At 46.4% G+C, this 13,513-nt stretch carries 8 protein-coding genes; all 8 read left to right on the forward strand.

What is annotated here, in order from left to right:
- The first annotated feature begins 24 nt into the window (after nt 1-24).
- The 8 genes from NSQ57_RS04755 (at nt 25) to NSQ57_RS04790 (ending at nt 13,350) form a co-directional block, all read left to right on the forward strand.
- Nucleotides 25-750, forward strand: a complete 726-nt coding sequence (locus tag NSQ57_RS04755) for an ATP-binding cassette domain-containing protein (RefSeq protein ID WP_165150007.1) — start codon at nt 25-27, stop codon at nt 748-750.
- Nucleotides 743-1,414: a methionine ABC transporter permease gene (locus NSQ57_RS04760; RefSeq protein WP_039272472.1), complete on the forward strand. Its 672-nt coding sequence runs from the start codon at nt 743-745 to the stop codon at nt 1,412-1,414. The genes NSQ57_RS04755 and NSQ57_RS04760 overlap by 8 nt, the downstream gene beginning before the upstream one ends.
- Nucleotides 1,415-1,616: 202 nt before the next feature.
- A complete protein-coding gene (locus NSQ57_RS04765; protein WP_342425693.1) occupies nt 1,617-2,474 on the forward strand; it encodes a MetQ/NlpA family ABC transporter substrate-binding protein in 858 nt (285 codons plus the stop codon).
- A 345-nt stretch (nt 2,475-2,819) separates the two neighbouring features.
- Nucleotides 2,820-3,239, forward strand: coding sequence for a hypothetical protein (locus tag NSQ57_RS04770; protein ID WP_165150009.1), 420 nt, complete (start codon nt 2,820-2,822; stop codon nt 3,237-3,239).
- Between the two features lie 15 nt (nt 3,240-3,254).
- Nucleotides 3,255-8,222, forward strand: a complete 4,968-nt coding sequence (locus NSQ57_RS04775; protein ID WP_342425694.1) for a DUF4132 domain-containing protein — start codon at nt 3,255-3,257, stop codon at nt 8,220-8,222.
- Nucleotides 8,223-8,452: 230 nt separating this feature from the next.
- Nucleotides 8,453-8,947 carry a GNAT family N-acetyltransferase gene (locus tag NSQ57_RS04780; RefSeq protein ID WP_342425695.1) on the forward strand — a complete coding sequence of 165 codons (495 nt, stop codon included), beginning with the start codon at nt 8,453-8,455 and terminating at the stop codon, nt 8,945-8,947.
- 200 nt (nt 8,948-9,147) lie between these two features.
- Nucleotides 9,148-10,131, forward strand: a complete 984-nt coding sequence (locus NSQ57_RS04785) for a Gfo/Idh/MocA family oxidoreductase (RefSeq protein ID WP_342425696.1) — start codon at nt 9,148-9,150, stop codon at nt 10,129-10,131.
- A 489-nt stretch (nt 10,132-10,620) separates the two neighbouring features.
- On the forward strand, nt 10,621-13,350 hold the full coding sequence (locus tag NSQ57_RS04790; RefSeq protein WP_318628258.1) for a glycoside hydrolase family 3 C-terminal domain-containing protein: 2,730 nt from the start codon (nt 10,621-10,623) through the stop codon (nt 13,348-13,350).
- The last annotated feature ends 163 nt before the right edge of the window (nt 13,351-13,513 follow it).

Raw genomic sequence — 13,513 nt, forward strand, 5'->3', positions numbered from 1 at the left:
TGGATCATCAGGAGGCCAGGTTTCATGATTACGCTGCATCAGGTAAACAAGCATTATACCACCTCAAGCGGCCAATTTCATGCGGTTCAATCCGTGTCCCTTCAAGTGGAGGAGGGGGAAATCCACGGTATTATAGGTGCCAGCGGTGCCGGTAAGTCTACCTTGCTCCGGTTGATGAATGTATTGGAAAGGCCGGATGAGGGAAACGTGGTTGTGAACGGGGAAGATCTGACTCGCATGCCGGAAAAACGTCTCCGTGAAGCGCGGCGATCCATAGGGATGATTTTTCAGCATTATCATCTTGTTCACAATCGGACGGTCAGTGGAAATGTAGCAATGCCGTTGGAGCTGGCAGGTGTCGCGAAAAAAGAGAGAGCAGAACGTGTGCGCGAATGCCTGCAATTCGTCGGTTTAGCTGATAAAGCAGAACAGTATCCGGCACAATTGAGCGGAGGCCAAAAGCAACGTGTAGCGATAGCCAGAGCGCTGGCGAATCGACCTGCGGTGCTGCTGTGTGATGAGCCGACCTCGGCGCTTGATCCGCAGACGACCGCGGATATTCTGGGCGTGTTACGGGAGATCAACCGTGAACTGGGAGTTACCATTGTAATTGTAACGCACGATATGGACGTGGTACGCAACATTTGTACCCATGTATCAGAAATGCGGGATGGACAGCTGCTTTCCACGCAACGTGTAGCTGACGCTGCGGTAGGTTCAACAGCGAAAGCAGGTGAAGCTGATGAATGAAATGCTGAACATCATTGCGCAATATCAGTCTGAGATATGGAAAGCCATCGGAGAGACGTTTATCATGGTAGGGATTTCCATCGCAGCAGCTGTACTGTTAGGGCTTCCGGCAGGAACGATTTTGTATTTGTGCGGCAAAGGTCAAAAATATGAAAATCGACTGCTGTTCACCCTATTGAACAGTGTGGTCAATGTCATTCGCTCGTTCCCGTTTTTGCTGCTCGTCGTGTTTATGATTCCATTTACACGTCTGGTCGTAGGGACGGCGCTGGGTACGATGGCTGCTACGGTTCCCTTGTCAGTGGTGGCCATCGCCTATTATTCGAGGCTGGTGGAGCAATCATTGCTTGAGGTGCCGAAGGGTGTAATTGAAGCCGCTACTTCTATGGGGGCATCCACTCTTCAGCTTATCTTCAAATTTCTGTACGTGGAAGCTCGTTCTGGGCTTGTACTGGGTTTGACCACGTCCACCATTAGCTTCATCTCCTACTCCACGGTGATGGGCATTGTGGGTGGCGGCGGGGTAGGCGATTTTGCCATCCGCTACGGTTACCAGCGTTTTGAAACAGGCTTGATGGCGTTCACCATCGTCGTCATGATTATTTTCGTACAAACGATCCAGTTCACCGGAAGCACCATATCCCGCCGGATCGACAAGCGGTAAATGGTTTATGAATCTCTTCATTAACACTTGCACCGCCCACTATGGGAAATAAAAATGACTTTACAGTGCCTCCAAAGCGGAGCGGGCAGAATTGTTCTGGAGAAGCGTCAGCGATCGGAAGAACAATCTGCACGCGAAGCGGCTATGCTGTAACTCATTTTTATCTTCCCGATCACAACTAATTTTGGAGGTTCCACATCGAATGAGTCGGAAAAACAACATGAAAACGAACTTGAAATTACTTACACTATTTGCTGTCGTTATGCTACTGGTTGCCGGATGCGGTGGTCAAAAGCAGGCTGCACAAGAAACACAGTCCAAAGAAGCGACTTCCCAAAAAGAAGTGACCCTGAAAATAGCGACGCTCATCCCACCGATGACAGATGTGCTAGATATCGTGAAGCCGCTGCTTAAACAGGACGGAGTCAATCTGGAAATCGTCGTGCTTTCAGACAATATCCAACCGAACAACGCATTGGCAAGCCATGAAGTGGATGCTAACTTCTTTCAGCATGCTCCTTTTATGCAACAATATAATGAAAGCAACAAGTCTGATTTGGTAGCGATAAAACCAATTTACAACGCCATTTATGGTGCGTACTCCAAAAAATACAAGAACGTTAAAGACCTGCCCGAAGGTGCGACTATTGCCATTGCCAATGACCCGGCCAATACAGGACGTTCTTTGGTAATGATGGAGCAAAACGGTTTGATCAAGCTTAAAGAAGGCGTAGGCTATAATGCTACACAGGCTGATATTATTGAGAATAAGAAAAAGTTTGTGTTTAAAGAAGTGGATTTGTTGATGCTGGCGCGCTCAATGGATGATGTGGACATGGCTGCCATGTATCCCGCATATGCCAAGCCGCTCGGTCTGACACCGAAGAAGGACGCGCTGATTACCGAAAAAGACGATACGCACTTTGCCATTAATCTGGTAGCGCGTAAGGATAATGCAGATTCCGATGCCATTCAAAAGCTGGCAAAGCGAATGACCGGACCGGAAGTGCGTAAATTTTTTGAGGACAATTACAAGGATAGCGTTGTTCCAGCATTTTAATTAAATAAGTATTGAAACATTATTTATGATGATATTTGACCTGTATAATGGAGTGAAGTCTGTGAAGAGCAGATGGTCTCCCTTGTGCAGGTTTTTTTCTTTTTCATCCTTAATATGGATAAATTTCATCGAAATCAGGGTACAAAGTCTTATTTTTTAAGATTTTAGTGTATTACAGCATTATGAATTTTGGTCATAAAGGGTGATGGAGTAATGATAAGGAACCTATTAAAATAAATATACGAACAAACATTCGTTTTCGATTTCGTTAACGGTGTTTTAAATGGGTCAAAAAATTCAGCTGACAACGGGTCAAAAGCGTGAATAAAAAGGAAGGGGAACGACATGAAGCTGCTTGTAACTGTAAAAAGTCTGGGAAAACGCAAGCCCGCACTCGCACGACAGGAAATAGAACTGAGTCCTGCTCCAAAAACATTGCGAGATTTGATTACTGCAACCGTTGCTTTGAATGTTCAAAAGCTGCGGGATAAGCAGGAGAGTGTCGCGCTGATTCCATTCCTCACGGGAGAGGAAGTTGAGGCACAAGGCGAGATAGGCAAAGTAGGATTCGGTTCCGTATATAATGATGGTGTCCCGGATATTAAGGATGCTGTGAACACAGCGATGCAGGCTTTTGAAGATGGTTTATACAGAGTTTTTGTGTGTGACGAGGAAACTATTGAACTGGATGCTCCTTTGGCACTTAAGGATGGGAATGAAATTGTATTTATACGCTTCACAATGCTGGCTGGAGGCCTATGGTAGAGGGGGAAATGAAATATGCATCGAGAGAACAATGAGCAAGAATATTTCACCACACTGAAGGAGCGCGCGGCGCAACTGGAGGGACAACAACAGGAGTTGGCTCAGTATGTTGTGGAACTGAGTAAGCTTCATTACATACAGGAGAACGAGGAGCCATTTAACGAATGTCAGCGAATATTAAAAGAACGGGCGACAGAAAGCGGAGAACCGCTGTTTAAGCCACTGACAGAGGTATTGCGTGCTCTAATTGGACAAACAGCGGGCGATGTATTCACACATCTAACAGAGCATGTTACTGAATATCCATACAGCACCGGGTATGCGCGAAAGCCGTTTCGTACTTCGGATATTACGGCCCATACTTCCCGGATTTATAAAAGAATGGTGCAGTTGATCCGAATGGACTGTATCGGATTCTCTATAATGGATTATTTAACGAAAAAAGATTATGAATCAGGTAGGGATTACCGGATTCAGGAAACGATTGGTGATTGGATTGCTTACGAGCTAGACAACGGCAATTCACAGGTGCTTGAGGCGCTAAAAGCTATTATTTATGGGGATAATCAGGCGGCGTTACTTACACGCAATATGATTAAAGGCATGCTCCTGAGTCATCAGGAGGAGAATTATCGCATGATCGGAGAGCTCCTGGCAGCTGCCAAACTCCAAGAGGGATTGCGCCAAAGTATTGTGGAACAAATGGATGAAGGAACCCCGGAGGCTCTAATATATCTGTTAAAGTTGATCATCGACCAAGGCTTCATTCGTTACAGCTCGGTAGTGCGGGCGCTTGCAGTATGGACGGGAATGGGCTTGGAATCCGCCAATCAACGGGTCGTTCGCCAACTGATCGAGCAGGCATATGAAGCATTGACTCGTAGTGAACTGCGCCAGGAATGGCTGACCAGCTCAAATGCTAATGAAGTGTATATGAGTTTGTGGGCTACCGCAGTACATGAGGAACGTGATCTGTATGGACAGGTTCGGAAACTCATGGAGCAGGGAGCAACTTACCAGAAGATCGTAGCACTGTATGTACTGTCTAACAGTGACAACAAGGATGTGCGCCTCGGAATTGCGAGAGAATATCTGGATGAAACAGATCCGGAGCTTCAATATTGGATTCTGACGAACTATACAAGCAATTATTTTTATGAATGGATAGAAGGCGGGACCGTCGCGGATCGGATCGTTAAAGTGGTGCGCACTCCTTTGCTGGAGAGCAAAGAGGAGCGGCGTAAGGATTTTGAACGACTTCATAACCTGTTTGTACATATAAAAAAGGGTGAGTCCACCGAGCCCTCCAAGGTGCTAGATTTTGTAAATCTGTATCACCGCTCAGATGCACCTATTCAAAAAATGCTATATCTCGCTGGCTATGATATGGACGCTTCTTGGATTGGGGAAATCATAGCCTTAAAGGAACAGATTAGCCCTAATCTGCGTGGCGAACTGTTGAACCATTTTGTGCAAAATCCTGAGGATACGGTACAGCGTGATTTTATTTTTTCCAGTTTGTCGGACAAAAGTATGAGTATCCGTGAGTTCGCTGTGGCCAAGGCGCGTAAGCTGACGCTGTCGGAACCAGAAATGCAACAAATGGAAGCCTTACTAAAGCTCAAGACGGGCTCATTGCGACAAAGTGTCATTGGTGTGTTGCTCTCACAATCGGAAGAGCCGCTCGCTGGCTCATTGGAACGCTTGCTGCGTGCTAAGGCGGAGCTGCAACGATTGGGTGGACTGGAGGTATTGACGAAGATATATGCAGATCCGGATCGTGCCGAACAGTATGAAAACCTGCGGGCTTTGGCCGATATCATTCAGCAACCTACAGCCAAAGAGGAGCAACTGTTGTCCAAGCTGGGACAGGAGGATGCTTATACAGGGGCTAACGGTTTTGGCCTGTACGATCCGAATGTCAAGGAAGCTTGGTTGGAAGAGAAAGTGGATCTGGGTGATTTTAGATTGGCCGATGTTTTTGTTAGTCCATTGGAGAAGCTCAAGCAGTTTTTGACTGGACTGGATGAGCTTGTTCATCATCATCGTGATGTGGAATATACAGCGGAATATTATTCGGGCTACAAAGATACATTGCTTATTGGGACGAACCTTCGTCCTCTACGGCTGGTTCAGGTCGATGAAGAAGTAGATTCCAGGCTGTCTTTATATCCTCTTTACGAGGAGTGGGACCGTTATTTGCAGGAAAGCGGCATAGAAGCACGTGAACTGCTGGAGCTTGTTTTTTATGACCGATTGGAGCCTATGGACCGAACGCTGGATCGCTACTATCGATACTTTTCTTTTAAAATGGACTATTCAGAGCTAAGCAAGCACAAGCTGCTGGAAGGATGGCGTAAAGATTTCGCCGAGCAAATGTATCCTGTGGATCGGATTAACGAGGTTCAAAGATGGATGGCAGAGCTGACCTACTCCGATCAGGTAAGCACATTAGTTAATGCTTATTTTATGGACACATCCGGTGACCAAACATTTGACGTAATTGACCTTGCTTTAAATTCACTAATGCAGTGCGTGCCTAAGGACAGACCAGCAGAGGATTTGGGAATGCTCCATCTATTGTCCGGCCCGTGGGTGGCACTGGAGAAGGGGCAGGTCCATGACGATGAGTCCTTTAAGCGCTTTTTCCATACTTTTGTGAACTACGCAGAACTGCCAGGAGCGGAAAATCGCTTTTATTCTCCGCTGGATCTGGAGGATTATTTCAAAGCCTATGAAAAAGGGTTGATCGGTGTAGGGGAAGTATATCGGGAACTGCTGACCGGTAGTGAAAGCAGAAGACATATGAGTACCTTAACCAATGCCCGCAATACATGGATTTCTAGCAACCCGGAATTCTTGGAGATACGCCGTACGGTTATTGATCGACTGTTAGAGGTTGAATTGGTTCGAGGCGATTTGCCTACCGAGGCTACGCCAAAGGTTATGGGCTTGAACCGAATTGAAGGCATGGATTATTTTATCCGTATTCTGGAGGGTCTCGACAAGGAAACATTCGTGCGTGGTTATGTGTACGGTTACGGTGATCGTATTACCAAAAAGGAATCGTTCAGTCACTTGCTCAAGGCATGTTATCCGAGTGATGGCGAGGATGCCACGTTGCTCAAGGAAAAGTTGAAGGACACTAAAATTACAGATAAACGTCTGCTGGAGGCGGCAATGTATGCCCCGCAGTGGATTGAGATTGTAGCGGGTTATCTCGGATGGGAAGGACTTCGCAGTGCGGCATGGTATTTCCATGCGCATATCAATGAAGGTTTTTCGGCCGAGAAGGAAACGATTGTAGCTCATTACTCGCCGATTGCTCCGCAAGATTTTAATGATGGTGCCTTCGATATTCACTGGTTTCATGAGGCTTATGAGACGTTGGGCGAGGAACGTTTTGATCTGCTGTACGATTGTGCCAAGTATATTTCGGCTGGAGCCAATCATCGTCGATCCCAGTTGTTTGCGGATGCGACGCTGGGTAAGCTCAAACGGAGTGAAATGGAAAAATCAGTGGAAGACAAGCGAAACAAAGACCATTTGCTGACCTACAGTTTGATTCCACTTGCTCAGCCACCTGAACCAGATGTACGCGAACGTTATGATTTTATCCAAAGGTTTCTGGAACAAAGCAAAAAATTTGGGGCACAGCGTAAGGCTAGTGAGGCACTCGTTTCACGAATTGCACTCGGGAATTTGGCACGTAACGCAGGTTATGATGACGTAACCCGTCTCGTCTGGGATATGGAGGCTCGCAAGCTGGATGATCTCCGGTCTTATTTTGAGCCACATGCTTTGGACGAGGCTACAACGGTGCAGCTCGTCATTGATGATGAAGGAGCGGCAGATATTGAAATTGTAAGCAAAGGCAAGACGCTGAAATCCATTCCGGCTCGTTTCAAGAAGGATGAGTATATTACGGCATTGAAGGAGCTTAAAGGAGATCTGGTGGATCAGTATCGCAGAGCTCGGAAGGAATTGGAGCGCTCTATGGAGTCTGGCACGACCTTTATGGTGAAGGAATTGAGAGGATTGCTGGGTAATCCTGTGCTTGCTCCGTTGGTGCGGACACTGGTTTTCAAGGCTGGCGAGCACCTCGGATATTTTAATGGGGATACGTTGGTGTTGACTGATCCTTCTGCTGAACAGCATTCTATAGGAGAAGAGGATAAGCTGATTATCGCTCACCCCCTTCACTTGTTCGAAAGTGGCCGTTGGAACGACTTCCAGAAGGACTTATTCGACCGTCAGATACGCCAGCCATTTAAGCAGGTGTTCCGTGAGCTGTACCTGCTGAATGCTGATGAACGTGCCAACGCGACCGTTTCCCGTCGATATGCGGGACACCAGGTACAGCCGAATAAGACGGTATCCCTATTGAAAGGTCGGCAATGGACGGTCAGCTATGAGGATGGACTCCAGAAGGTGTACTATGCTGAGAATCTGATTGCCAACCTGTATGCCATGGCGGACTGGTTCTCACCAGCAGATACCGAGGCTCCTACGCTGGAGACCGTGCAGTTCTTTGATCGGACAACGTATAAGAGCGTACCGTTGGACGAAGTTCCTCCTGTTCTGTTCTCCGAAGTTATGCGGGACGTGGATCTGGTCGTCAGTGTTGCCCATGTAGGCGGCGTTGATCCAGAGGCCAGTCTGACGACGATTGAAATGCGTAGGGTCATTGTGCAGGAATCACTTCGCCTGCTGAAAATTAGCAATGTACGCGTGGATGGGAATTATGCACGTGTAGATGGGACTCTTGGCGAATATGCTGTGCATTTGGGAAGCGGGGGTGTCTATAAGCAAGCGAAGGGAGCGCTGCATATTATTCCGGTGCATTCGCAGCATCGTGGACGCATCTTCCTGCCGTTTCTGGACGAAGACCCAAGAACAGCCGAGATTTTATCCAAAATAGTGTTGTTGGCCGAGGATCAGAAGATCAAGGACCCGCAAATTCTTACACAGCTTCAAGCGTAGGATAGAATTCTGATGTATATAGATTTATAATGAACTCAACGTTCGCATCTAGACAATGGTTTCAAATCCTCGACTGTGTAGGTGGAAACTTAGTTTAGTTGCGGAGGTTGAGTTATTTAATATTGAGCGTTTATCAAGCACGAATAAGGAGATATGGGTAATATTTTAGGTTCTGTGGTTTGATGGAAATCTAACAGTATAACAATTGACGATCATAGGAGAACATAACGATGTTTAAAAGTATCTTTCTAAAAGAGTACTCAACTGAGTATCAATCACAAGTTGTCGATTTAATTTTACATATTCAAAAAGATGAATATAATATCGCCATAACCAAAGAGGATCAGCCAGATTTGCTTGATATTGAAAACTTTTATCAGCGTGGTAACGGCAACTTCTGGGTGGCTCTTCGTGAAGGAACCGTAGTGGGGACTGTAGCTTTGTTAGATATTAGGGACCGTAAGGCAGCACTCAGAAAGATGTTTGTAAAACAAAATTATAGAGGTAAAACATTCAATGTTTCGAATCAATTATTGCATCATGCCATAGGATGGGCTAAGGAAAGGTCTATTGAAGAAATCTATCTTGGAACAACACCACAATTCGTAGCAGCTCATCGATTTTATGAGAAGAATGGATTTGTTAGTGTAGATCCAGGAGAATTGCCGATTAGTTTTCCAGTCATGAAAGTGGATAAAAAGTTTTACAGATACATTATTCAATAAAATGATCCTGAACCAAAACAATGCTGAGGGAAATTCCAGTTCAAAATGTGTGACTTAGTGGCCGCCGTGTCGTCTTGCTGCCAAGCCGCAATATAAACTATCGCTGAGCAGGAATTTCTTTTGTTTAGGACAGGCGTTTGCTAGAATAAAAGGGTATGTTGTAAGTCAACGTTAACCAAATTGCTGGGAGGGACACAAGTATGAGCAAAAAGATTAAATGGGGAATTGTCGGCACAGGCTGGATCTCAGATCAATTTGTGGCGGATTTGGCGCATGTTACGAATGGAGAAGGGTATGCCGTTGGATCACGTACTATTGAAAGCGCTACCGAATTTGCAGCTAAGCATCAAATATCACGAGCTTACGGGAGCTATGAGGAATTAGCACAAGATCCCGAGGTAGATGCTATTTACGTAGGGACTCCTCATCCTTTTCATAAAGAAAATGTTCTGACGGCTCTTTGGGCGGGCAAAGCGGTCTTGTGTGAGAAACCCTTCACCGTCAATAGTAAAGAATTGGAGGAACTAATCGGCTTTGCACGTGAGCGTAAGCTATTCCTGATGGAAGCAATGTGGACACGTTTTTTGCCTCCGATTCGCCAAGTGCAGGAGTGGATACATGCGGGACACATTGGCGAGGTAAAGCTGGTTAAGGCAGAATTTGGTTTTCGGGTAGATTGGAACCCGGAGGGCCGGCTTTTGAACCTTGAGCTGGGCGGAGGTGCTCTGTTAGATGCAGGAATTTATCCGGTTTCTTTTGCTTCAATGGTCTTCGGTCCTGAACCTGAGCATGTATGGAGCACTGCTCATATCGGGGAGACAGGCGTTGACGAGACATTTTCGATCTTGCTGGATTATGGGCAAGGACGCACGGCTATGCTTAACGGGGCAGTCCGTCTCGGATTGACGAATGAGGCATACATCCATGGAACCAAGGGCTATATTCACATTCCGTCATTCCTAAACAGCACATCGGCTACTTTAGTTGTGGACGGTGAAGAGGCACAACACTTTCAGGATGACCGATCCTCTACAGGCTATGCCTTTGAAGCAGAAGAAGTCGGGCGTTGCTTGAACGAAGGTTTGCTCGAAAGTTCTACTATTTCTTTAGATGAATCATTAGGAATTATGAAACTGATGGATCAGATTCGTTCACAGTGGGGACTTCGGTATCCGTTTGAATAATCATATTCATTCCAGGGACCTTTCAGGTTCTCTGGAATTTTTTTGTTTGTGAGCGTTATTTTTGTATACATAAGTCTTTCCAATTCCCAAATAGCGACTTTGGTCGCACGCTAGGTAACGCCATATGAGTAAGTCAAGAGTGGGACATATGAATCATTTTTTGTGATTTAAATTAGTTAAAAAACCGTCATTAAAAAGTTACAAAAGTGTAATTTATTCATCGGTTAACTGAATTGTGAACGCTCTCTTTTTATGAAAAAGAATGAAGGTCCTAGTATTGAATTTCCAAAAACTTTCAATGAAATTTCCGAAAATGTGCGGTAGGGTGGTAAACGTGTCACTTGAGCCATTGCGGCTTTTGCTGACTTGCTTGCTTATCCCGTGGCTCTGGATTCTTGTCGGAGCTCGCAGGATCGAGAGCCTTTGCAAGCCTGTGAGCGTTGAATAGGCATTCACCTCATGACCTAACATCAAGGAGGAATTACAAACGTGAAAGTGAAATCAACATGGTTGTTCCGTATGGTGATGATGACAGTGATCGCGGCTGTCGTGATCGGACCTATGAATATTGCAGGAGCGGCAGGAAGCCGGACAGATCGGCCTTGGATGAACACGAGCCTGTCGGCTGAGAAACGGACAGCGCTGCTGCTACAGGAAATGACGCTGGAAGAAAAAATAGATTTGGTGACTGGCAAGGTCAACAATTACTATGGATTCTATAATAATTCGATGGAGCGGTTGGGCATTCCGGCGCTGACGATGGCAGATGGACCTGCAGGTGTACGTATCGCTAATCCGGATGTGCAGGACAAGCAATCGACTGCGTTGCCTGCTCCAATTGCGCTGGCTGCAACGTGGGATATCCAAGCTGCCAAACAGTATGGGGATTTGCTCGGAGACGAGGCTTTTAATACAACTCATAATGTGGTGCTTGGACCCGGGATGGATATTGCCCGAATTCCATGGGGATCGCGAAACTTTGAATCTATGGGCGAGGACCCGCTGCTGCAATCTCAAATGGCGACCGCTTATGTCAAAGGTATACAAAGTCATCCTGTTCTGGCGACTGCCAAACATTACCTTATGAATAATCAGGAGACAGAGCGTTTCACAACAAATGTCAAAGTCAGTGACCGTGCGCTGCATGAAATTTACATACGTCCGTTTCAGGAGGCTATTGCCAAGGCAGACTTGGGCGGAGCTATGTGCTCCTTTAACAAGGTCAATGGCGAATCGGCATGTGAGAACAAGACCATCATGACAGATCTCTTGAAAAAGGAAATGCAATTCAAGGGCTTCGTGATGAGTGATTACGGCGCGAACCTGAGTACAGTCGAATCGGCAAATAGTGGCTTGGATCTGGAAACACCGGGGACTCCTTATGGAAAATGGGGAGATCAGCTGCTGGCTGCTGTCAAGAATGGTAAGGTAAGTGAAAAAACGATTGATGATAAGGCTGGGCGCATTCTGGTGCAAATGTTCAGCAAAGGTTTATTTGATCACCCGGCTCAAAATAACCAAATTGATGCCCATGACCATGGCAAGACAGCCCGTCAATTGGCTGAGGAAAGTATGGTACTGCTTCAAAATAAAAACAATGCATTGCCATTGTCTAAAGATAAACTCAAGTCTATTGCTGTGATTGGCCCCGATGCAGATAACGGCACTGTGGCAGGCGGAGGCAGTTCGCTGGTGAATCCGACGTATACCGTGAGTCCGTTAGAGGGCATCCGCAATCGTGTCGGCAAAGGAGTTACCGTCCAATATGCACCGGGCACAGACCCGATCTCTGCAGGAGACATTATGCCAGGGCCATCTGCTGTTCCGTCTTCACTGTTGACTACATCTGATGAGAAAGAGGATATCAGTGTTGGATATGCGACTTATGGAGATGGCGAACAGGGACTTCGAGGCGAATACTGGAAGAATAACAAGATGGAAGGCAATCCGATTCTTGTACGCAATGATGACCAAGTCAATATGAACCTTGGATTTTATAATTATCAGGGCTTCAATGCGAAGTCCCCTAAAGTTCCAAATACACCAACGACACTGAACGGCTTGATATCTGCACGCTGGACAGGGGCAATTGCAGCTCCCAAGGATGGTGACTATGCATTGTCATTAACCAGTTTGGGATCAAGCAAGCTGTATCTCGACGATAAGCTTTTCGTGGACAATCAAGGTGAAAAGCTGGGCACTACGAAGAAAAACATCTCCCTTAAAGCGGGTGAAAAGCACAAGATACGTATTGAATACCGCGCTGATTATCCGACCAATGGTCGTGATTCCGGTGGTATGGTTCGTCTGGGCTGGGAACCTCCGGCAGATACGTCAGATAAGCTGATTGACAACGCTGTGAAATTGGCGAAAAAATCGGATGTTGCGATTGTTGTTACGCGCACGTATGAGAGTGAGGGATATGTTGAGCGTTCCGATATGGAGCTCCCGAATAATCAGGATCGGCTGATCCGTGCGGTTGCGGCTGTAAATCCGAAAACCATTGTCGTACAAATGAGCGGCAGAGCCGTGCAAATGGATACATGGCAGGACAAAGTCCCTTCCATCGTACAAGCATGGTTTGCTGGACAAGAGCAAGGGAATGCTATAGCGCGCGTCTTATTTGGAGATGTAAATCCTTCGGGCAAGTTGCCGGTAACCTTCCCGGTTAACGAGCAGTCTACACCTGTATCCTCACCAGAGAAGTTTCCGGGTGTGAACGGTATAGGTGACTATTCAGATGGTATTTTTGTAGGCTATCGTGGGTATGAGAAATCGGGTATTCAACCGGCGTTCTCCTTTGGACACGGTTTATCCTATACAACATTCGGATATAGCGATCTGAAAACCAAACAGCATGCGAGTGGAAAAAAATCCGATCGCATGAGTTCCGTCGAAGTTTCGCTCAAATTGAAGAACACCGGCAAAACAGCCGGAGCTGAGGTTGTACAGGTGTACAGCGGTAAGCTTCCGACAAACGTAGAGACTCCATCCCGTCAACTGGCAGGCTGGTCCAAGGTAGAATTAAAGCCGGGTCAAGAGAAGAAGGTTCGCATTGAGCTCGACCCGAAAGCTTTCTCTTATTGGGATGAAAAGTCCAAAGCATGGGTTATGCCGGCGGGTGAAGTGCCCATGTATGTGGGTAGCTCCTCACAGGATTTACGACTGACAGGAAGTGTTACGATTCCGGCTACCTCTACAGCAAAGGCAAAAAAGTAAATCCCGTTACATTTGTTTTAAAATGGTTATATTCAAGAGAGCACGGGCACAAGCACCGGCTCTCTTTTTGCTATCGGTATGTAAACGTCTAACAGGTATGCAAAGGGAAACCCAAGTGGAAGCTGAAATAGTAGAGAGAGTGGGGACAGGCTAGTGATGGGGA

Source organism: Paenibacillus sp. FSL L8-0502 (assembly GCF_038593055.1).
GTDB classification, from domain to species: Bacteria; Bacillota; Bacilli; order Paenibacillales; family Paenibacillaceae; genus Paenibacillus; species Paenibacillus polymyxa_D.